This window comes from Streptomyces sp. NPDC046215, assembly GCF_040646215.1.
Taxonomy (GTDB): domain Bacteria; phylum Actinomycetota; class Actinomycetes; order Streptomycetales; family Streptomycetaceae; genus Streptomyces; species Streptomyces stramineus.
Window position 1 is genome coordinate 68,772 of sequence record NZ_JBEYZW010000007.1, and the last position, 22,438, is coordinate 91,209.

Here is a 22,438-nt window from a genome sequence, read left to right on the forward strand (position 1 = left end):
GCTTTCTACGCGGTCTGGAGGCCGGCGAGGGCCGGCTCTTCGGGGCCTGCGGCCATCAGGCGCAGTGCGGACAGCACGTACCGCAGCAGCTTCTCGGCCGTCCCCTCGCCGTACTTGGCCTCGTCGGCCGTGACCTCCAGGACGTGGCCGCGGCCCCGGGGGTCGTTGATCACCTCGACGCGGACCGGGAAGCTGGAGCGGTCGCGCAGGTCTTCGTCGGCGGTGACCAGCCCGGTGTCCAGGAGCCGGTCGCGGGCGTGGAAGTGCACGTAGTTGAAGACCGTGGTGAAGGGGGTGCCGCCGAGCAGGGCGCGCACTTCGGCGTCGGGGAACCGGCGGTGGGCCAGCAGGGCGTTCTCCGCCTCGAAGGCCCGCCGGGCCGCGGTGTGCCAGGACACCCCGGCCACGTCCAGGCGGAGGGGCAGGGTGTTGAGGAAGAGCCCGAGCGTCACCTCGCTGCCCACGCGCTCCGGACGGCCGCTCACGGTCAGCCCGACCGTGACCGAGGTGCCCTCCGCCAGAGCCGCCTGGGCCGTGCAGTTCGCGGCCAGCAGCAGGCTCTTGACCGGCAGGCCCCACTCGGCGCCCAGCCGGTGGATCCGCTCGGCGTCCGCCGCGGGAATCACGGCGGAGGTCTTGCGGTACGGGTCGCCCGAGCCGTCTCCCCGCTCCGGCAGCACCGCTCCGGTGCCGGTGTCCAGGCTCGCGAAGTAGCGCGGCGACGCCTCGTCGCGCAGGGCCGCGCGCTCCAGGCGCACGTACTCCTCCGCGGGCGCCGGCTCGGGGAGTTCGAGCGGCTCGCCGCGCAGCAGGGCCGCGTACGTGCGGATCAGCTCGCTGCCGAGGACCGACTCGCTCCAGCCGTCGAGCGCGGCGTGGTGGAAGGAGTAGGAGAGCCGGAATGCCGAGTCGCCGGCTGCCGCGGCGTGCACGCGCCAGAGGGGGGCCCGCTCGGGATCGAAGGGCGTCAGCAGCTCCTGCATGGTCTTCTCGTACCGCTCGGCCGCCGTGGCCTCGTCCCCGACGGAGCCGTCCACGTCGAGCGGCACGGTGACGTCCCGCTCGACCACCTGAACGGCCTCGCTGAACGTCGTGAGGTCGAAGCGGGAGCGCAGCACCGGGTGGCGGCGGGCGAGTCGGTCGACGGCCTGCCGCAGCACCGGCACGTCGAGGGGGAGGGTGACCGTTCGGGAGACGGCGTCCATGTAGAGGTCGCCGCCGCTGAGCAGGCTCTCGTAGATCAGGCCGAGCTGGAGGCGGGTCGCGGGATGGACGGCCTCGGCGCTCTCGGGGACCAGGGCCTGGTCCGCCGCGGACAGCAGCGCGTCGCCCGGGCCCTCCTCCTCCGCCGCGCCGGCCGGCGCCGCCCCGGCGCAGGCACCCCGCGGGGTGGGGTTCTTGAACAGGTCCAGGAGGGTCAGGCGCAGCCCCCGCTCGTTGGCCGCGCCGATGACCTGCACGGCGAGGAGGGAGTCCCCGCCCAGGGAGAAGAAGTCGTCGTCGGGCCCGACGTGGCCGACGCCGAGGACCTCCGCCCAGATGCCGGCCAGCACGCTCGCGTCGGCCGGGGCACTCGCGCCGGGCAGCCGGTCCGGCCGGGCTGCACCCTCGGTGGCTGTGTCACTCACGTATCCGCTCCTTCGTGTTGTCGTGGCATCCGGGCCGGTCTCACAGCCGGCCGAGCTCGGCCCCGGTGACGGTCAGCGGGCCGGGTGCGCCGGGGAAGGCGAAGGTGAACCGCAGCCGCGCCCCGACTTCCTTGAAGACCGTGGCGAGTTCCTCCGGGCCGGCGGTCTCGCCGAGGACGACGTCGAGGTCCTGGGTGTGCACGCCGCCCGGCAGCCGGGCGCCCGGTCTGGCGTACGGGCGGTGCAGCGTCACCTCGGGCAGCGCGCGGATCTCGTCGATGCCCGCCACCCCGACCAGTTCACACGCCTGGCGGGGGGCGGGGTGGGTGATCTGGTAGACGACCCGGCCGGCCGGGAGGGCGGGCACGGTGACGCGCTCCCCGAGGGCGATCCGCCCGGCCAGCCCGATCAGGTTGACCCCGATGGCCCGGCCGGAGAGCTCGTTGATGCCACCGCCCAGCCGTCCGTTGACCTCGATGAGCCGGGGCCCGTCCGGGGTGTGCTTGACCTCGGTGTGGGTGAGGCCGGTGGTGATGCCCAGCGCCGCCACCGCCCGCCGGGCCAGGCTGAAGATCTCCGCGGTCTCCCCGGGGTCCAGCGGGGCGGGCCAGAACCGTCCGGTCTCCCGGAAGGGCGGCACCATGGGGAACTTCCCCGTGACGGCGATGTCGGTGATCTCGCCGTCCTGCACCAGCTGTTCGATCGAGACGTAGTCCCCGAACGGCGCGCAGTCGCGCCCGGTCAGGTACTCCTCCAGCACCAGGGCACCGTCGGGGTCGTACCCGGGGGCCCCGGCGGCCAGCAGGCGCTCGACGGTGCGCAGGCCGGCCTCCTCGTCGTCGATGTAGAAAGTGTTGCGGCTGGCGCCCCCGAAGGCGGGCTTGAGCACCGCGGGCAGCCCCACGTGCGCGACGGCGTCCGCCCAGTCGCGGACGGAGTCCACCCGGTGGAAACGCACGGAGTCGATGCCGGCCGCGCGCAGCGCGCTGCGCTGCTTCCACTTGTCCGTCAGCATCGCCGTGGTGGCCGGGCCGTGCTGGGGCAGCCCCAGCCGGTCGGCCAGCTCACCGGTGAGCCGCAGGGCCTTCTCGCTGAACGTCACGATGCCGCCGGGGGCGTGGCCGCGCAGCTCCCGCACCGCCTGGTCGGGGTTCTCGATCCACACGACGGGGGCGAACTGCTCCAGCAGCGGCGCCATGCGCAGAGTGTGCTCGTTGCGCTCGGCCGCGAAGACCCACGTGGCCCAGTCGCCCAGACCCACCGCGATGTCGCCCGGCTGGGCGGCGCCGAAGTCGTACACCACGATCAGGGGTTTCACCGGTACACCTCTCGTGCGTGGTCGCCGTCCAGGGCGCCGTGGATCAGCCGGGCCAGGGCGGTCAGGTCGTCGCGGTAGAAGAAGTGGCCCCCCGGCAGCGTGCGGGCGGTGAGGCCACCGGTGGTCCACTCGCTCCAGGCGGCCAGGTGGCCGCCGGTCACCCAGGTGTCACCGGCGCCGCCGACGGCGAGCACCGGGCAGGAGACCGGGCGGTGCGCGGGCCGGTGCCGGGCGAGCATCAGGTAGTCGGCCCGCAGCACGGGCACGATCAGATCCAGCACCTCGGGATCCTCCAGCAGCCCGGGGTCGAAGGTGCTGTACCGGGTGAGCTCTTCGAGCCACTCCCCGTCCGTCATGGCCAGGACCCGGTCGGCGTCCAGCCGGGCGGCGGCCGGCGGCCGTGCCGCGGAGGCGGCCAGCAGCTCGACCGGGCGCCCGGCGTCCTCCAGGCACAGGGCCAGGGAGTGCGCGAGGACGCCGCCGAGGCTGTGGCCGACCAGGACCACGGGCCCGGCGGAGTGCGCGAGGACCGCGTCCGCGGCCTCGGCGGCGAGAGCGGCCAGGCTCGCTGCCTGCGGCTCGGCGGCACGCGGCCCCCGGCCGGGGTACTGGAGGACGAGCGCGCCCTCGCCCTCGCGCAGCAGGTGCCGGGGCCAGTCGCCCATGGCGTACGCGCTGCCGCCCGCGAAGGGGGCCAGGACGTAGGTGCGGGTCCCCCGCGCCGCGCCGTAGCGCCACAGCAGGGGAGTGGGCTCGGTGCGCCTCACGACGCGCCGTCGACCACGGACCGGGGGCGGATGTCCGTCCACACCCGCGCGATGTGGTCCAGGCACTCGTCCCTGGAACCGGTGAATCCGGTGCGCTCCCAGCCGTTCGGCAGGGCCTTGGCCTCGGGCCAGACGGAGTGCTGCGCTTCGGCGTTCACCACGACGGCGTAGGTCATCGGGACGTCTCCTTCGGGTCGGACGGGTCGGACAGGTCGGACGGGTCGGTCAAGTCGGGTGGGCTGGACGGGTCGGACGGGTCGGGTACGGGAGAGCTCCTGCGCAGTGCCGCGGCGTAGGCGTCCACCAGCGCGCGCATCCGGTGCGGGCTGAAGACCTCACCGCTGAAGCGCCACAGGACCGTCAGCCGGCCGTCGACGACGCTGGGGTAGATCTCGATCGGGAAGGGGCGCGGCATGTCCGCGGGCCGGTCGTCGCCGGAGATGTCGATGCGGACGTCCCCGAGCGGCCCCGGGTCGCTGTCCGGGTCCGCGCCCGCTGCGCCGTCCGCGTGCAGGTAGGCGGGCTCGCCCCAGTAGTTGAAGAGCACCTGGGGGACCGGCACGGCGGCGAGCCGGGCGCGCAGCGCGGGGTCCGGGTGGAGGTGGCGCAGCAGGTCGTGGTCGAGGCCGCGGCCCGGTATCCCCCTGAGCAGGTCGGCCACCGCGCGCACCTGTGCGGGGTCGGCGGGGTCGGTGAGCATCGGCAGGCAGAAGGGGTAGGCGGTGTTGAAGAAGCCGACCGTGCGGCTGAGATCGACGTCGTCGAACAGGTCCTCCCGGCCGTGGCCGCCGAGCTGGACCTGAAGGGTGCCGCCGTCGATGCCGAGCCACTCCCTGAAGCCGGTGCCGAGGGCGGCCAGCAGGCGTTCGTAGACCGTCAGCCCGGCGCCGGCCGCCGAGGTGGTGAAGTGGCGGGTCCAGTCCCGGTCGAAGGCGTAGGTGATCTCCCGGGTGTTGCCCTCGACGCCCCGCGGCTCGGTGTCCGCGACCGGCACGCACGCTGCCCAGTCACGGGTCAGCCAGTACTCCGCGTCGAGTTGCTCCGGGTGGCGGCGCACGAACTCGGCGAGGCGGCTCGCCCACGCGGTGTAGGAGGTGCCGACGGGCTCCAGGGACCCGGTGTCGCCGTCGCGCAGGATCGCTGAGAGCTCCTCGGTGATCACGTTCCAGGAGTAGAGGTCCACCACCGCGTGGTGGACGATCATGACCAGCCGGTCGGGCAGACCGCCGGGGGTCCGCAGCAGCCCCGCGCGACACACCGGTCCCGTGCGCAGGTCCAGAGCCGCGTGGAGCTCGGTCGCCGAGGCGTGCATCCGGCCCTCCAGCTCGTCCTCCGCCACCGCCCGCAGGTCGAACTCCGTGACGGGCGGGGCTTCCTGGCCGATCGACTGGGCCGGCCCGCCGTCCGCCGTGGTGATCCGGGCGCGCAGCATGGGGTGCCGCTCGGCCAGCAGGCGGACGGCGTGTTCGATCTGTCCGGTGGTCACCGGGCGCCGCACGGCGTAGAGCACGCCGTGGTTCCAGTAGTCGGGGCGGGGCACACCGCGCTCGAAGAAGGCCAGCTGGGCGGGGGTCAGGGGGGCGGGCCCGCCGTCGGCGGCCGGCTCGGCCGGCCGCGGTGCGCCGCCGCCGGGACCGCGCCACCGGGCGACCTCCGCCAGCGCCTCGACGGTCCGGTGCTCCAGCAGGTGCCGGGGGCGCAGCTCGATGCCGCGGCGCCCGGCCGCCTGGACGATGCGGATACCGGTGATGGAGTCACCGCCGAGCGCGAAGAAATCGTCCCGGGTCCCGATGCGTTCGAGCCGCAGCGAGCTCGCCCACAGCTCGCACAGCGCGGCTTCCAGCGGGGTGCGCGGCGCGGTGTACGCGGTGGTCTCCACGCTGCGTTCGGCGGCGAGCGCGCGCAGCGCCTTGCGGTCCACCTTGCCGTTGCGGTTGCGCGGCAGTTCGCCGAGCAGCAGCACCTCGCCCGGGACCATGTACGCGGGCAGCCGGGCGGCGACGGACTCCTTGACCGCGGCGGCGGCGGGGGCGCTGCCGGGCTGCGCGGTGACGAAGGCGACGAGCCGCTCCAGGCCGTCCTCCTTGAGCAGTTCGACGACGCCCCGGGCCACCTCGGGGTGGCTCTCCACGGCGTGCTCGATCTCGCCGAGTTCCACCCGGCGTCCGCGGATCTTGACCTGGTTGTCGGCCCGGCCGAGGAGCTCGACACTGCCGTCCGCCCGCCACCGGCCGAGGTCTCCGGTGCGGTACATGCGCCGGCCGGGCTCGGGCGCGAACGGGTCGGGCAGGAAGGCACCGGCGGTCAGCGCGGGCTGCCCGACGTAGCCGCGCCCCACGCTCTCGCCGCCGATGTGGACCTGGCCGGTGACACCCGGCGGCACGGGCTGGAGGTCGGTGTCCAGGACATGGACGCGGACGTTGGGCAGCACCTTCCCGACGGAGGTGTACATCCCCTCGTCGGCGGTGACCGGGCCGCCGGTGCTGTCGTCGGCTACCTCCGCCGGGCCGTAGGCGTTGAGCAGCTCCACCCCCGGCATGACGGCGTGCCAGCGCCGGGCCAGTTCGCCGCTGAGCGGCTCGCCCGTGGCGATCATGCGCCCCAGGGTCGCGCGCACCGCCGCCGCGGAACCGGGGTCGTCCTCGAAGTGGGCGAGGAGGACGGCGAGGAAGGTGGGCACCAGGGCGAGGCAGCCGAAGCGGTGGTCGGCCGTCATCGCGGCGAGCGCCGCGGGGTCGCGCACCACGTCGTCGGGGACCACGCAGACCGTCGAGCCCGCCGTGAGGCCCGCGAACATCTGCCAGATGGACAGGTCGAAGGTCAGCGGCGCGGTCTGCGGGACCTCCACCCCGGGGCGCAGGCCGTAGTCCGGCACCCGGGTCGCGAGCAGGTTGAGGAACGAGTGGTGTTCCACACCGGCGCCCTTGGGCGTGCCCGTCGAGCCGGAGGTGAAGATGACGTAGGCGAGGTCGGTGGGCGCTGCCGGGGGGCCGAGCAGGTCCCGTACCGCCTCGGGGCCGTACGCCCCGGCCGCCGACTCGGCCTCCGCGCGCAGCTCCTCGGGGCTCAGCCGGGTCGCCTCCGTCTCCGGCGGCACCTCCACGCCGTCCTCCGCCACCACCACGCGGGCGCCGCGCAGCAGCGGGTCCCGGCGCTCGGCGGGCATCGTGGGGTCGAGCGGTACGTACACGCCGCCGGCGAAGAGCACCCCGACCGCCATGACGAGGAACCAGGCGCTGCGCGGCGCGACCAGCGCCACCTGGCTCTCGCGGGTGACCCCGGCCTTCCGCAGCCGCAGGGCGACGGCCGTGGCGTGCGAGCACAACTCGCGGTAGGTGTACGACCGGTCGCCGTCGTGCACGGCGACGGCATCGGGGCGCGACGCCGCCTGAGCCAGCAGCAGTTCCCGGTACGGCGTGCCGCTGTCCAGTTCGGCGGTGTCGTTGAAGGCGTCGAGCACCTGGTGGCGGGTGGCGTCGTCGAGGCCGCTGATCTCCGCGAGGCGGCGGTCCGGGTCGGCCAGCCCCTCCTCCAGCACGGCGGCCACCCCGGACGCCAGGGCCTGGAGCCGCGCGGCGGGCAGCAGCCGGGAGGTGACCGTGATCTCCCCGGCTTCCGCGCCGAGGGACAGGGTCACCGAGGCGCGGGACTCGGCGGCGGCCTCACCCGCGTCCCGCGGCGGGCAGCCTCGCCCGTGCACGGTGACACCGAGCGCCGGGCCCTCTTCCAGCAGGTCCTTCAGGGCCGTCTCGTCGGCGTCACCGTGCGGGAGGACCTCGGCGGCCGCGGACCGCACCGTGCCCAGCCACTGGCGGAAGGCCGCCGCGGGGTCCGGCCGGAGGCGTACGGGACGGTCGTGGCCCAGGGGCGCGCCGGCCAGCACGGTGACCGGGCCGTCGGCCCCGAACCGGCGCAGCACGAGGGCGGCGGCGGCCGCGACGGCGGTCCAGCACAGCAGGGGCTCGCCGCCGGTGATCCGGGTCAGACGGGCGCGGGTGTCGGGTGTGAGGGCCGACCTGGCGGTCGCCGGGCCGCCGGGGACGGCGTCGTGGGAGCCGCCCAGGGCTTCCGCCGTCGCGAGCGCCCCTTCGCGCAGTCCGTCCCGGCGTTGCAGCCAGAACTCGCGGGAGGCGAGGCCGGTCGAGTCGGTGGTGGTGTCCACGTGCGGGTTCTCCTCTTCGCGGGCCCGAGGGCTCTCAGAACGTGAAGTCCGGCACGGCCGGCGGGCCGGCGTCCACCGCCGGCGAGTCGAACAGGTCGTACAGAGTGGCGCCGGTGCCGAGCTCGGCCAGGCGCAGCAGGAGCGTGCGGTACTCCTCCAGCCAGGCGGCGGCCGTCTCCGGGCGGAACAGGTCCGTGGCGTACTTCAGCCGCGCCCACAGGGCGTCGCCGTACTCCATGACCGACACGTTGAGCGCGAACGTGGGGGCTTCGGGGTCGACGTCGAGCAGTTCGACACCGGGGCCGCCGGGGCCCAGGCCGCGGATCGGCTCGACACCGTTCTGGAAGCCGAAGTTGGTCGTGGCCGCCGGTTCGGCCGACCGCGGCCGGGCGATGCGGATGATCCGGTCCGCGGGCAGATCGCCGTGCGACAGGGCCGACAGCTGGGCGTCGCGGACCCTGGCGAGCAGAGCGGCGAAGGGCTCCTCGGGCACGAGGGCGGCCCTGACGACGATGGTGTTGGCGTAGCAGCCGATCACCTCGTCGTGGCCCGGCGCACGGCCGGTGACCGGCCCGGCGACGGCCAGATCGCGGTCGCCGCTGAGTTTCCACAGCAGCGCCATCCACCCGGCGAGCAGGACCATGTTGAGGGTGCCGCGCTCCCGGCGGGCGATCTCCCGCAGCTCGGCGGCGAGGGCGGCGTCGAGGGTCAGGGGCAGGTCCGCGCCGCGGCGGGGCGGCTCGGAGAAGTCGGCGTGCGCGGTGTCGGCGGGCAGCCGCACGGCCGGCACGCCGCTGAGCCGTTCGGTCCAGAAATCGACCAGTTGCCGCCCGCGTGGGCCGTCCAGCATCTCCCGCTGCTCGCGCACGAAGTCCAGGTAGGTCCGCTCGGGTGCCGGGCGGGCCTCCGCCGCGCTCAGGTCGTCCATCAGGACGCGCCAGGACCAGCCGTCGAAGAAGAGGTGGTGGAAGGTGACGAGGAGGACGTGCTGGTCGCCGTCGGCGAAGCGGGCCCGGACGAGCTGGTAGCGCGCGGGCGTCGGGGCGTAGAGGTCGACGGGCCGGCCGACGAGCTCCTTGAGGCGGGCCAGCAGGGGCTCGCGGCCCCCGGCGGCGGTGTCCGGCCTGAGGTCGACGTCGAGGTGTTCGAGGGTGACCCCGGCTTCCTCGGGGGCGGCGACCCTCTGGACGGGGCCGTCCTGTCCGTCACGCAGGCTGACGCGGAGCATGGGGTGGCGGCGCACGACCGCTTCGAGACGCCGGGTGAGCCGGTCGGGGTCCACCGGGCCGTCGAAGAGGAAGGCGCCCGGGACGTTGTAGGCGGCGGAGTCGGGGGCGAGCTGGACGGCCGCCCAGATCGCGGCCTGCTGCCCGGAGAGGGGGCCCTCGACGGCGGCGCCCCCGGCCCCGGTCTCCGCCCGGGCCGGGGCGGCGGGCGCCGTGGCTTCGAGCGAGGCCGCCAGCTCCCGCAGGGACCCGACGTCGAAGAGGTCCAGCACGTCGAGGCCGGTGCCCAGGAGTTCGTTCAGCCGGGTGACCAGCTGGACGCCGTTGAGGGAGTTCCCGCCCAGCTCGAAGAAGTCGTCGTCCAGGGTGAGCCCGGGCTCCTTGAGCACGTCCCTGGCCGCGTCCAGCACCGCCTCCGCGGGGGTCACGGCGCCCGCCCCGGTCCCTGTGGGCGCCGGCGCCGTCCGCGCCACGGGTGCGGTGAGGGCGGCGTCCGGCCAGCAGTGCCCGGCGGCGAACGGCGCGAGGGGGAGCTCCAGGCGCCGCCGGGGCCCGTGCCCCAGGGCCGTGCGCCAGTCCAGGGAGAAGCCGAGACGGTGGCAGACACTGAGCAGGTCCGCGGGCGAGAGCGCGGTGACGATCCTGAAGCGGGTGCCGTGCCGCTCCCGCAGCAGGCCCGACAGCTCGCTGCCGGGCGCCAGGTCCACCAGGACCGTCCCGTCGGCGCACCCGGCCAGCGCCGCCCGCAGACGGTCCGCGTCGGGCGCCCCGGCCCGCGCCTCGGCGTCCGCCAGGTCCAGGGCGGCCGGCAGGTCCACCGCCCCGCGCGCGCAGCGGGCCGCGGTCGCGCCCACGCCGTGCGCGAGGACGAGGCCGGGGGTGACGCCGAGATCGGCGAGGAGCGCCTGCAGGCCGGCGAAGCGGAGCAACCGCCGCTGCGCGGGCGTCCAGCGCTCCGGCGGGAGGTGCCGCCCGGCCGCGTCCAGCACGCGGGCGACGGCGGGGAACGCGGCGGCCGCCGCCGCGAGGTCCGCGGCCTCCGGAGCCGCCGGCGCGTCCGCGGGAGAGCCGAGGACGAGGACGAGCGGGCCGCGGGTGCCCTCGGTCACGACGGGCGGGCCGGTCAGGAAGGCGTCCAGGGCACCGAGGAGCCCTGCCGCGTCGCGCACCGGCCAGGCCAGCCGGTGGGAGAAGCGCTCCGGGTGCTCGCGGCCCAGGGCCAGGACCTCGGCCGCGGCGGCGAGCGGGAAGCTGCCGGGGGCCGCGGCGACGGTGTCCCGCAGCCGGGCGGCGTACTGCCGCAGGCCCTCCTCGCTGGGCGCGGAGAGCACGACGGCGCACTCGGCCGGTTCGGCGGCGCGGCCCGCGGCCGGCGGCCGGGCGGGGCGGCCCTCCTCGACGATCAGGTGCGCGTTGGTGCTGCTGAGCCCGAAGCTGCTCAGCGCGGCGCGCCGCGGGGTCTCGCCGGCCGGCCACGGCTCGCACCGGTCGGCGATGCGCAGCGGCCCGCCGTCCAGGCCCAGCAGGGGGTTGGGAGCGGTGAAGTGGGCGGTGGGGAAGATCTCCCCGGCCCGGAACTGGGCGATGACCCGGACCAGGCCGGCGAACCCCGCCATGCAGTCCAGGTGGCCGAAGTTGCCCTTCACCGAGGACAGGGGGAGGGGCGCGGAGGCCGGGTGGCGGGCGGGGAAGGCGGCCAGGGCGTCGGTCAGCCCCTGGACCTCGATGGGGTCGCCGATGCGGGTGCCGGTGCCATGGGCCTCGACGTAGCCCAGGGTGGCCGGCTCCACGGCCGCGTCCCGCAGGGCGGCCGCGATGACGTCGGCCTGGCCCGCCGGGCTGGGCGCCGTCAGGCCGTTGCTCCGCCCGGCGTCCTGGTTGACGGCGCTGCCGCGGATCACCGCGTGCACCGTGTCCCCGTCGCGCAGGGCGTCGGCGAGCCGCTTGACCAGGACGAATCCGCCGCCCTCGCCGAAGGTCGTGCCGTCGGACTTCTCGTCGAACGGGCGGCAGCGGCCGGTGGCGGAGAGCACCCCCAGCCCGTCGGCGCCGTCCGGGCGGCGCGGCGGGTCGCCCAGGATGAGTTCGTAGCCGCCGACCAGGGCCATCTCGCCCTCGCCGCGGGTCAGTTTCCAGCGCGCCTCGTGCAGGGCGACCAGGAAGGACGAGCAGGCGGTGTCGATGACCAGCGCGGTGCCGCGCAGGTCGAGGTGGTAGGCGATGCGTCCCGCGGCGAAGGCCCGGATGCTGCCGGTGAGGGCCGCGCCGTCGCGCCGGGCGGCCTCGGGCAGCAGGTCGTGCAGGGTCGGCTCGGGTCCGCCGTACCCGGCGGTGTAGACGCAGACGTCCCGGCCGCGCAGCTCCGAGGGCGCGTAGCCGGCGCTGCCGACGGCCCGCACCGCGAGCTGGAGCATCTTGCGCTGGCGGGGGTCGATCAGCTCCGCCTCGGCGCGGGAGAGGCCGAAGTACCGGTGGTCGAAGCTCGTGATGTCCTCGATCCACCCGCCCTCCTGGTCCTCGTCGGAGCGGGTGGCTCCGGTGGCCTCGGCGCGGGCGGCGGGCATCGGCCCCACGTGGTCGCGTCCGGCGCGCAGCACCTCGGTCAGCGTGTCCCAGTCGTCGCACCCGGGCAGTTCGAAGGCCAGGCCGACCACGGCCACCGCGCTGCTGTCATTTGCCGTGTCCATGACGCCCCTCACAGCTCGACGGTCGCCGCGGGCCGCTCGGCCGGCGCGGGGGCCGTGCCGTCGAGGGCGGCGGCCAGTTCGGCGACGGTGGGGTGTTCGAAGAGCTGGCCGATGGTCAGGGCGGGCCAGCGGCGGCGCAGCCCGGCGAAGACCCGCAGGGCCTTGAAGGAGTCCCCGCCGATCTCCATGAACCGTTCGTCGCGGCCGACTTCGGAGCGGCCCAGTGCCGAGCACCACAGGCCGGCCACGAACCGCTCGGTGTCGGTGCGCGGCGGGTGGTCCACCGGGCCCGCGGGCGCGGCACCGGCCGCGGCCGCGGCGCGCAGGGCGGCCAGGTCCGCCTTGCCGTTGACCGTGACGGGGATGGCCGGAACGGGGACGATGCGGCTCGGGACCAGCGCCTGGGCCAGGGTGGCGCGCAGGCGCCGGGAGATCTCCTCCGGCCCGAGGGGCCGGGCCGTGACCACGTAGGCGACGAGCTCGGCCGGTGTGCCGGGTGCCGCGCTCTCCCCGACGACCAGAGCCTGCCGGATCCCGTCCAGGGCGAGCAGGGCCGACTCGATCTCGTCGGGCTCCACGCGGTTGCCGCGGATCTTGAGCTGCCGGTCGGCCCGGCCCAGGTACTCGTAGACGCCGTCGCCGTCCCGGACCATGAGGTCGTCGGTGCGGTAGAAGCGCTCGCCGGCGGCGTCGCGGGTGAACTTCCGCTCGGTGAGGGCCGGGTCGCCGAGGTAGCCGTGGGCGAGGCAGGCGCCGCCGATGTACAGGATGCCCGGGGTGCCGTCGGGCACCGGCTCGCCGTCGTCGCCGAGCAGCCGCAGGTCGACGCCGTCGATGGCCTTGCCGACCGGAATGCGCGAGCGGCGGGTGTCCTGCTCCGTCACCCGGTGGAGCATCATTTCGATGGTCGCCTCGGAGGGCCCGTAACCGTTGAAGACGAGCAGGTCGGGGCGGGCTTCCAGCATGGCGGCGGCCAGCCGGGGCGGGAACGCCTCACCCGCGACGACCGCCATCCGGGTGGGCAGCAGCGCGGCGATGTCCTGCTGTCCGGCCAGTGCTTCGAGGAGGGAGGGCGTGTACGTCAGCGCCTCCACCGGGTGCCGCCCGAGCTCCGCCGCGAAGGCGCCGGCGTCGAGCGTGGTGTGGCGGTCGTAGATGTCCAGCCGGGCGCCGCTGAGCAGGGCACCGAACACCGAGATCAGGCCGAGGTCGGCGGCGAAGGTGGTGGTGAGGCCGAAGCTGTCCGCGGTCGTGATCGGTTCCATGTGGCGCCAGAACCCGAAGTGGTGGTTGAGAACGGCGCGGTGCGGGACGTCCACGGCCTTGGGCACACCCGTGGAGCCGGAGGTGAAGACGAGGTACGCCGTGTCCTGCGGCTCGCTCTCTTCGGGGAGCTCGTACGGCGCGGTCGGCAGCGAGGCGTCCAACAACAGGACGGGAGCGCTCCGTTCAGGCAGCCGCGCGCGGTTGCGGGCGTCGGCCAGCACCGCCCGGGCCCCGGTCGCGGTCAGCAGTGCCGCGATGCGGGCTTCGGGGTCCGAGGGCTCCAGGTGCACATGGGCCGCGCCGGCCGACCAGGCGCCCAGGATGGACACCACCGACCACACCGAGCGGTCCGCCACCGTGGCCACCACGTCCCCGCGCCCGATGCCCTCCTCGCGCAGCCGGCTCGCGAGCCCGCCGGCGGCCAGCGCCAGCTCCGCGTAGCTCAGTTCGGTGTCGCCGTGACGCACGGCGGCACGCGCTCCGTCCCGGTCGGCCACCTCACGGAAGAGGGCGGCGGTCGATCGGTAAGCGGAGGAGGATGCGGACGGACCCCTGGATGGTGCGGCGAACACGAGCACTCCTTAACTGTCCTTGCTGACCGGCGTAAGACCTGTGCGGGGCGCAACGGGCGGCCCCGGCACGGGGATTCGCTGCGGCCGAAATCTGAAGGAAGAAGTCCGGAATCACAGAGCGGCAACAGGCCGGCGGATTCCCAGAAGGCATCTCGGTGCGAGTGGTGCTGATACGTGAAGTTAAGCCCACGGAGGGCCTGGAATGCCACTGTCACCGGGAAGTAGAGCATGCTCCCTCGTGTTCGCACCAGGACCTTTAAAAGCCCCCGAATGCTTTCCTCCAAGTTGAGAGCGCTTTCAACCAGGCAGCCCGGGGAGGGAGGAAAAGCGCCGCTTTGGGCGGTACATATCGGACTTGTGGGTCCAGGAGAGGCCACGGCGGAGACCCCCCAGTGGCCGACAGTCCCTGGCGGGCGGCGGTCGGTCCGGGGCGCGGATCGCCTCCCGGAGTTATCGGCGGGCAGCAGCCAGCAATATCCCGCGCGAGTAGGGCCGGTTGGCCTACTCGCGGCGGGCGGAAGGGTCGTCCGGCCCCGCGCGCCGCCCCGCTCGAAGGCGACGGTGGTGCCCCGCGCCGAATTGAAGCGGGCCGGCGGAGCCGAGCAGTCCGGTAAACCGCCAACCCCCTGTGGGAAATACCCCATTGCCCGGCGCGGATCCGTTGGGCTACGCTCCGAGCGTTTGATCCTAAGGCTGTCCCGCGACTCTCGTACGCTCCTGACGATGCCCGGTTCGATCGGCAGGTGGCGGTGCGGAACGCGAGTCAGGCCGGTACCGGGGCAAGCCGCTCCGGTCATGGCAACCCGCCGGTTCCTTAAGTCCGTCGAGGGGCAGCCCCCTCAATAACGGACGGCATGCTCCGCACTGTCCGGCACCCGGCCGACGGCAATGCGGCGAAACCGTGGAACCGGCGGCGTGAAAGGTCGGCGGAAATCCTGCCGTTCTTTGGCGCATTGCGTAGCTGAGGGGGGTCGTGCGCGGCGTGCAGGATCTGGTCAGACCTATTATCGCTTCCCGGTTCAACGGCCCACCGCATTCCGCGCAAGGCGGTTATGCGTGCGGCCTCTTCGCCGGTCTGATCGAGCCCGGAGAAGGCTTATCCGCGGCTGTGACGCTCCTGTCCCCACCGCCCATGGACGCTCCCCTCGACTTTCAGCGAGGAGAGCGCAGATCCCATATCCGGTCGGCCGGAGACCTCATCGCCACCGTCACCGCGGTGGCCGGGGAGCCGGCCGGGACCGACCCTTGTTCCCCCGCCGACGCCGCACAGGCGGCCCGCGGCTTCCCCGGGTTCGCCGGACACCCCTTCCCGACCTGCTTCGTCTGCGGCCACGAGCGCCCGGCCCGCGACGGACTCGCCCTGACCCCCGGCCCGGTGGACGGCAGGCCGGGCACCGTCGCCTGCCTGTGGACCCCCACGGACGAGCAGGCCGGCGCCGACGGCCGCATCCCGGACGAGCTGGTCTGGAGCGTGCTGGACTGCCCCGGCGGATGGACCGGTGACCCGGCTACCGAGCCCATGGTGCTCAGCCGGATGACCGCCGTGATCACCCGGCCGCCGGCCCCGGGCCGGACCCACGTCGTGGTCGGCACACTGCGGCGCAGGAACGCCAGGACCGCCTCCGTCGACACCGCCGTCTTCGACGCGGCACAACAGCTCGTCGGCAAGGCGTCAGCGGTCTGGACCGCCGTGCCCGGCGGACTGCCCCCGGCCGCCTGACCGACGCCCGCCGGCCCCCAATCCCATCCACGCCCCGACGGTGCCGCGGTCGTCACCGCGGCAGCGCGGAAGAACTCACAGGACGGACGGAGAATGTCGACGAACACCGTAGTGGACGGGTCGGTCGGCGCTGCGAACGCAGCATCGGTGCACTCCCTCTTTTCCCGGCGCGCCGCGGACCACCCGGACGCCGTGGCCCTCAGCGCCCATGACGAGGAACTGACCTACGCCGAACTGGACGCCCGCTCCGACCAATTGGCCCACCAGCTGAACGGCCTGGGGATCGGTGCCGAGGACACCGTGGGAATCTGCCTGGACCGCTCGGCGGGACTGATCGTCGCCCTGCTCGCCGTCCTCAAATCCGGCGGCAGCTACCTGGCGCTGGACCCCAAGCAGCCCCCGGAGCGCCACACCACCCTCCTTGAGGATTCCGGCAGCAAGGCCGTCATCACCACGTCCGCCTTCGCCGGGCGGCTCGGCCGGACGGCCACCACCATCCTCCTCGACGCCGTCCCCGCGCCCTACGCGGACTTTCCCGCGACACCGCCCGGCGGCCGGACGGCACCGAAGAACACCGCGTACATCGCCTACACCTCCGGGTCGACGGGAAAGCCCAAGGGCGTGTGCGTGCCCCACCGGGCCGTCGTGCGCCTGGTGGTCGGCGCCGACTTCCTGCCGGTACGGCCCGAGGACGTCTTCCTGCACTTCGCCCCCGTGGCCTTCGATGCCTCCACCCTGGAGATCTGGGGCGCGCTGCTCAACGGCTGCCGCCTGGTCGTGGCCCCGCCCGGGGAGCTCACCCCCGCCGAACTCTCCGCGATCATCGCGAAGAACCACGTCACCGTCGCCTGGCTGACCGCGGGGCTCTTCCACGCCGTGGTCGAGTCCGGCACCCAGGACCTGGGCAAGCTGCGCTACCTGCTGGCCGGCGGCGACGTGCTCTCCGCCGCGCACGTCGACCGCGCGCTGCGCGAGCTGCCGGACACCACCCTGGTCAACGGCTACGGACCCACCGAGAACACCACCTTCACCGCCTGCCACACCTTCGACGGCGCCGTGGCCGACGGCCCCGTCCCCATCGGACGGCCGGTCAGCGGCACCAGCGTCCACCTCCTCGACGAGAACCTCCAGCCCGTCCCGGACGGCGAGGTCGGGGAGCTGTACGCCGCGGGCCTCGGCCTGGCCCACGGCTACCTCAACAACCCTGCCCTGACCGCCGACCGGTTCCTGCCCAACCCCTTCTCGGACGTGCCCGGCGAGCGGATGTACCGCACCGGCGACCTGGCCCGCCGCCGCCCCGACGGCTCGCTCACCTTCCACGGCCGGGCCGACGACCAGGTCAAGATCCGCGGCTACCGCATCGAGCCCGGCGAGGTCGAGACCGTCCTGCGCGCCCACCCCGAGATCGCCGACGCCGCGGTCGTCGCCCAGGGCGCGGCCGGCGCGGACCGCCACCTGACGGCCCGCTACGTCAGCGAGGAGCCCGTTCCCACCGCCGAACTGCGCCGCCACCTGGCGCGGAGCCTGCCCGCGTACATGCTCCCCGCCTTCTTCCTCCGCGTCGACGCCCTGCCGCTCACCTCCAACGGCAAGGTGGACCGCGCGCGCCTCGCCGCCGAGCCCCGGCCCGGGCGCCCCGAGCTGAGCAGCGACTACCGCGCACCCGAGACCGAGGTGGCCACCTGGCTCGCCGAGCTCTGGGCCGACTTCATGGAGTTCTCGCCCGTCGGCGTCGACGACGACTTCTTCGAGCTCGGCGGCCACTCCCTGATGGCGGCCCGGATCACCGGTGAGATCAGCGCCGAATACGACGTGAACGTGCCGCCGGTGGCCTTCTACGAGAACCCGACCGTCGACGAACTGTCGGCCTACATCACCGGATTGCTGACCCCAGGCGAGAGCGACGGCACGCGGGCCGGGTGACCGGCGCGAACAGGAGACGACGAACCCGATGAAGATTTCCCTCCCGCACCCCGGCACCGACATCGACCTGAGCACGGTCGACCTGTTCGACCCCGCGCTCTACGCCGCCGGTGACCCGCACGCCATCTGGTCGCTCCTGCGTGAGCGCGCCCCCGTCCACCGGCAGACCCTCGCGGACGGCCGTTCGTTCTGGTCGGTGACGAAGTACCACGACGTCAACGACGTCCTGCGCGACCACACCCGGTTCACATCCAACCGCGGCACGCTCCTGTCCATCCTGGGCGGAACGGACCCGGCCGGGGGCAAGATGATGGCGGCGAGCGACCCGCCCGTTCACACCGCGATGCGCGAGCCGATGAACAAGGTGCTCTCGCACCGCGCCCTCAAGACCCGCCGGCCGCAGATCCGCCGGGTGGTGCACCGGCTGCTCGCCCCGCTGCTGGACGGCGGCACCTGGGACGTCGCGGCGGCCGGTGCGGGCTTCCCGATGGCGTTCACCGGCACCCTGATGGGGCTGCCCGAGGCCGACTGGCCCCGGCTCACCCGCCTGACCACGATGGCCGTCGCCCCCGAGGATCCCGACTACCGCCAGTCGGACGGCGACGGCACCCTCGCCGCCGCCCACCACGAGCTCTTCGCGTACTTCTCCGGCCAGGTCAAGCGGCGCGTCCGGCACGGCTTCGCCGACGACGACCTGATCGGATTCCTGACCGAGCTGGAGGCGGACGGCAGGAAGCTGCGGCACGACGAGATCGTCTACAACTGCTACAGCCTCCTCCTGGGCGCCAACGTCACCACGCCGCACGCGATCGCCGCGACCGTCCTGGCGCTGATCGAGCACCCGCAGGAGTACCGGCGGCTGCTGGACGACCCGTCCCTGATCACGGGCGCCGTCGAGGAAGGGCTGCGCTGGGCGTCCCCCGCCAACCACTTCATGCGCTACGTCACCCGGGACATCACCCTGCGCGACCAGGAGCTGAAGGCCGGGGACGCGGTGGTGGCCTGGCTGGGCTCGGCCAACCGCGACGAAGAGGTCTTCGCCGACCCGTTCCGCTTCGACGTGAGCCGCTCCCCCAACCGCCACGTGGCCTTCGGCTTCGGACCGCACTACTGCATCGGGGCCCCCTTGGCCCGCATCGCGCTGCGGCTGCTGTTCGAGGAGATCGTCGCCACCGTCGACGCCTTCGCCCCCGCCGGCCCCGTCGAGCACCTGACGTCCAACTTCGTGGCGGGCATCAAGAGCATGCCGCTCACCGCGCGGCTGCGCCCCGGCGCCGAGCGGATCCTCGACGAGGCCGTCACGGCGGACGGACCCGTACCGGCCTGAGGCCGGCCCGCCCCGCGACCCACTCCCCGACCACGCCCGGAAAAGCCCGAGAAAGCGAGGTGGCCCATGCCCCCGGCCCGCCCGAACAAGACGCTGCTGCGGCCCCCGAAGCAGGACAGCACGGCCCGGCTCTTCTGCTTCCCGTACTCCGGCCTCGGCGCGTCGATGTACAACAAGTGGCCCGACCGCGTCGGCGACGTCGAGATCTGCCGGATCCAGCCCCCGGGCCGGGAGAACCGCCTCCGCGAACCCCACTACGGCACCTACGAGGAGCTCGCCGAGCAGCTCGTCGAGGCGCTGCTGCCGCACTTCGACCGGCCCTTCGCGTTCTTCGGCCACTGCGGCGGTGCGCTGCCCGGCTTCGCCACCGCCCTGCTGCTGGCCCGCTCCGGACTGCCCACCCCCCGGACGCTGTTCATCTCCTCCCAGGTCGCACCGCACATCGGCCCCTTCGGGCGCTTCCTGGGGATGACCAACACCGAACTGGCCGTGGAACTCGCCGAGCTGACCAGGTCGATGGGCGGCACCCCCACTCCGGACATGATCCAGATGAGCCTGCGCGTGCTGCGGGCCGATGTCGGCGCCAACCAGAAGTACCACCTGGAAGAGCCGGTGACCCTGCCCTGCGACGTCCGGGTGATCGGCTGGAGCGAGGACCAGGAGATCCGCCCCGACCAGATGCGGGAGTGGAGCGCGTACGCGGAAGCCGGGAGGTACTCCGCTACCGTCCTGGAGGGCGGTCACCACGCGTTCCTCGGCGCCCCGGCCGAGCTGCTCGCCGAACTGACGGGCACGCTGCGGACCCCCGCACCACAGCACTGAACCCGGCACCACCCCGCTCACCACCCCCGCACGCCTCTTTCCCTACGCGTCTCCCCCTACGAATGGCGGACCCTGCCCCCATGCCAGCCCCTGCTGCCCCGTCAACCCCCATCGCCGGCTTCCGGCGATTGCTGGCCGGCCGGACCCTGTCCGTGCTGGCCACCTGCTTGATCCCCACCGCCCTGACCCTGGCGGTCATCCACGCCACCGGCTCGGCCACGGACCTCGGCCTGGTCCTGGCCTGCGAACTCGTCCCGCAGCTCGTGCTGTTGCCGATCGGCGGCGTGCTGGCCGACCGGCTCCCGCCCCAGCGGGTGGCGTTCGCAGCCGACATGGTGCGGGGCCTGGTCCAGCTGGTGATCGGCCTGGAGCTGCTGATCGGCACCGTCGACATCCTCCACCTCTCCGTCCTGTCGGTGATCACCGGCGCCGCCGTCGCCATCGGGACGCCCACGGTGTCGCCGCTGGTGACGGCGGTGGTACCGCCGGAGGCCCGGCTCCGGGCCAACAGCCACCTCGGCACGGCGCGCGGCATCGCCCTGGTCGCCGGACCGGGAATCGTCGGCGTCATGGTGGTCACCATCGGTGTCGGCTGGTCGTTCGTGCTCACCGCGGCCCTGTTCATCCTGGCCGCCGCCACCCTGGGCGGCCTGCGGGTGACGCGCCACGAGCGCCCGGCGGGCCACAGCACGTTCATGACGGACCTGGCCGAGGGCTGGCAGGTGGTCCGCGCCCACCGCTGGTTCTGGACCAACCTCATCGGCCACGGCATCTCCAACCTGACCGCGGGCGTCCTGATGACGCTCGGGCCCCTCATCGCCCTCCGCGAACTGGGCGGCGACGCCTCCTGGGTGATCACCTACCAGTGCGGCATGGTCGGCATGCTGCTCGGCGCCTACCTGGCGCCGCGGCTGCCGATCCCGCGCCCGCTCGTCGCCACCTCGCTCGGCGGCGCCGTCTTCGCCCTGCCGCTGCTGACGTTCGCGGTGCCCGCGCCGACCGCGGTGAACGCGGCCGCGTACTTCGTGGCGATGCTGGGCCTGGGCGTCCTCAACACCGTCTGGCAGACCGTGATGCAGCAGCGGTTCGAGCCGCACACCCTGGCCCGGGCCGACTCCTACGACGCGCTGCTGTCCTTCGCCGCCCGTCCGCTCGGCCTCGCCCTGGCCGCCCCGGTCGCCGCCACGACCGGCAACGCCGCGGTCCTGGTGGTCGCCGCCGTCCTGGTGGGCGGCAGCAGCCTCGGGCTGCTCGCCCTGCGCGAGGTACGCACCATGGGCTTCGTCACGGCGAAGGAACCCGTCAGGAAGCCCGTGCCGGAAGCGGCGGAGGAGCACTGACGGACGCGGCACGGGGATGAACGCGACGGCCTGTCCGCACCGGAAGGGGTGCGGACAGGCCGTCCTCGTACGCCCCGCGGCTACTTCACCTCGCCGCCTTTGCCGTTGACGTCGGAGGTGTCGACGCCGAAGCGGCCGGCGGCCCAGGCCATGGCCCGGCCGTTCTGCTCGAAGATGGTCCGGTTGACATTGGCGAGGGTGTCACACGCCTGGTGGTAACAGGGGTCGAGCATCTCGCCCGCCTTACCGCCGAACAGCTGCGCCCACTCCGGTGACTTGAGCTTGTCGGACCCGGCGTTGACCCCGCCGGCCGGTATCCCGGCGGCGATGAAGGGGGAGTGGTCGGAACGCCCGTCGAGCTCCAGGCCCACCGTCGGCAGCTTACGTGCGGCGAAATGCCCGTTGATGAGCTCGGAAATCCGCTCGGAGCCGGCCGGGCCCGCGCCGGTGGAAGTGCGGCCGTTGTAGACCTGCCGGGCGAAGTTCGGCGAGCCGATCATTTCGAGATTCAGGTAGAGAGCGGTCTGCTTCCGCTGCTCGGCGCTCAACTGGTCCACGTAGTACTGGGACCCGGATATCCCCTTCTCCTCGGCGGCCCACCAGGCGAACCGCACGCGGTTCTTGAGGTGCTTCCACTCCGGGGCCATTCGGACCGCGGTCTCCAGCAGCATGGCGGAGGCGGCACCGTTGTCGTTCATGCCGGGGGTGGTGTCCACGCTGTCGATGTGCGCGCCCATGACCACGGTGTTGTCCGCACGGCCGGTCGGGGTGTCGGCGATCAGGTTGTAGGTCTTGGTCGTCTTGTTGTTGCCGCGCAGCTCGACATTGACGGTGACGGGCCCCTTGGCGACATCCGCCTTCAGCCGCTCGGCCTCACCCCGGCTCAGCGTCGCGATGGGAATGCGGGCGTCCTCGGGCGGCACCATGCGGTACCGCAGATTCAGGTCGGGATTGGGGGCGTTGACGTTCATGAGTACGGCGGCCGCGCCGACCTGGGCCGCGACGATCTGCTTCTGCGTGATGAAACAGTCGTTGACGTCCACCAGCACGACCTTGCCCTTGACGTCCGCTCCCGCGTAGTCGTCCGCCGAGCAGCCGGTGGACTTGCCCGAGGGCACCCCGACGCCGGCGGTCAGCCCGCCCACCGGGGTGGAGACCGAGAACCGGGCGATGATCGGCTTCAGCGTCCTGGCCTCCGGAGCCGTCACGGACGCCTTCTCCGCGAGGATGTCGTAGTCGGGGAAGGAGAATTCCTGCCGCTTCACCTGGTAACCGGCGGCGGTGAGCGTACGGCTCACATACTGGGCCGACGCCTCGTAGCCCGGTGAACCGTCGGCCCGGTGCCCGCCATTGGCCTCGGTGGCCCGGGATATGGCCTCCAGGTGGCGCCATGCATTCTGACCGGTCACGGACCGGGACATCTTTTCCGCCAGCGTCTTCGCCGGCCCGGGCGGCACCTCCGCCCGGGCGGGAACGGCGGAGGCGGCGAGGAGCAGGGCGGCCCCGGCGGCCAGATACGCCGGGGAGGTGACACGGAACAGGTTCCTTCTGGGAAGGCCCGTCATGGGATGGCCACTCCTTGATCTGTCGGATGCCCCGCCGAGGAATTCGGCCGGGGGCAGACGGAGGCGGCCGGGCGAGTGATCGCGCGGAACCGGGCACGCCGCGCCGGTGTTCCTC

The 22,438-nt window shown here is 73.7% G+C and carries 13 protein-coding genes; 5 read left to right on the forward strand and 8 right to left on the reverse strand.

Going from position 1 to position 22,438, the window contains the following annotated elements:
- Positions 1–5: 5 nt before the first annotated feature.
- From ABZ951_RS05090 to ABZ951_RS05120, 7 genes are read right to left on the reverse strand one after another with little or no spacing between them, the layout of a single operon-like run.
- Positions 6–1,628, reverse strand: coding sequence for a condensation domain-containing protein (locus ABZ951_RS05090; protein WP_344094641.1), 1,623 nt, complete (start codon positions 1,626–1,628; stop codon positions 6–8).
- A gap of 40 nt (positions 1,629–1,668) precedes the next feature.
- Positions 1,669–2,946 carry a hypothetical protein gene (locus ABZ951_RS05095; RefSeq protein ID WP_344094639.1) on the reverse strand — a complete coding sequence of 426 codons (1,278 nt, stop codon included), beginning with the start codon at positions 2,944–2,946 and terminating at the stop codon, positions 1,669–1,671.
- Complete coding sequence (locus ABZ951_RS05100; RefSeq protein ID WP_344094637.1) at positions 2,943–3,713, reverse strand: alpha/beta fold hydrolase; 771 nt, start codon at positions 3,711–3,713, stop codon at positions 2,943–2,945. The genes ABZ951_RS05095 and ABZ951_RS05100 overlap by 4 nt, the downstream gene beginning before the upstream one ends.
- A complete protein-coding gene (locus ABZ951_RS05105) occupies positions 3,710–3,889 on the reverse strand; it encodes an MbtH family NRPS accessory protein (RefSeq protein ID WP_344094635.1) in 180 nt (59 codons plus the stop codon). The genes ABZ951_RS05100 and ABZ951_RS05105 overlap by 4 nt, the downstream gene beginning before the upstream one ends.
- On the reverse strand, positions 3,886–7,875 hold the full coding sequence (locus ABZ951_RS05110) for an amino acid adenylation domain-containing protein (protein WP_344094633.1): 3,990 nt from the start codon (positions 7,873–7,875) through the stop codon (positions 3,886–3,888). Before ABZ951_RS05110 ends, ABZ951_RS05105 begins: the two co-directional genes overlap by 4 nt.
- Positions 7,876–7,909: 34 nt before the next feature.
- A complete protein-coding gene (locus ABZ951_RS05115; protein WP_361279011.1) occupies positions 7,910–11,788 on the reverse strand; it encodes a condensation domain-containing protein in 3,879 nt (1,292 codons plus the stop codon).
- A gap of 8 nt (positions 11,789–11,796) precedes the next feature.
- Positions 11,797–13,632 carry a non-ribosomal peptide synthetase gene (locus ABZ951_RS05120; protein WP_361279014.1) on the reverse strand — a complete coding sequence of 612 codons (1,836 nt, stop codon included), beginning with the start codon at positions 13,630–13,632 and terminating at the stop codon, positions 11,797–11,799.
- Between the two features lie 1,126 nt (positions 13,633–14,758).
- Between ABZ951_RS05120 and ABZ951_RS05125 the strand changes: the two genes are divergently transcribed.
- The 5 genes from ABZ951_RS05125 to ABZ951_RS05145 all read left to right on the forward strand — a co-directional run bounded on the left by ABZ951_RS05125 (position 14,759) and on the right by ABZ951_RS05145 (position 20,758).
- On the forward strand, positions 14,759–15,346 hold the full coding sequence (locus tag ABZ951_RS05125; protein ID WP_344094629.1) for a hypothetical protein: 588 nt from the start codon (positions 14,759–14,761) through the stop codon (positions 15,344–15,346).
- A gap of 93 nt (positions 15,347–15,439) precedes the next feature.
- Positions 15,440–17,269, forward strand: a complete 1,830-nt coding sequence (locus ABZ951_RS05130) for a non-ribosomal peptide synthetase (protein ID WP_344094626.1) — start codon at positions 15,440–15,442, stop codon at positions 17,267–17,269.
- Positions 17,270–17,297: 28 nt separating this feature from the next.
- Positions 17,298–18,596, forward strand: a complete 1,299-nt coding sequence (locus tag ABZ951_RS05135) for a cytochrome P450 (RefSeq protein WP_344094623.1) — start codon at positions 17,298–17,300, stop codon at positions 18,594–18,596.
- 66 nt (positions 18,597–18,662) lie between these two features.
- Positions 18,663–19,418 (forward strand): alpha/beta fold hydrolase, encoded by a 756-nt coding sequence (locus ABZ951_RS05140; protein ID WP_344094620.1) that lies wholly within the window; start codon positions 18,663–18,665, stop codon positions 19,416–19,418.
- An 80-nt stretch (positions 19,419–19,498) separates the two neighbouring features.
- A complete protein-coding gene (locus ABZ951_RS05145; RefSeq protein ID WP_344094617.1) occupies positions 19,499–20,758 on the forward strand; it encodes an MFS transporter in 1,260 nt (419 codons plus the stop codon).
- 80 nt (positions 20,759–20,838) lie between these two features.
- Here the strand turns inward: ABZ951_RS05145 and ABZ951_RS05150 are convergent, their stop codons facing one another.
- Positions 20,839–22,323 (reverse strand): M28 family peptidase, encoded by a 1,485-nt coding sequence (locus ABZ951_RS05150; protein ID WP_344094614.1) that lies wholly within the window; start codon positions 22,321–22,323, stop codon positions 20,839–20,841.
- Positions 22,324–22,438: the final 115 nt, after the last annotated feature.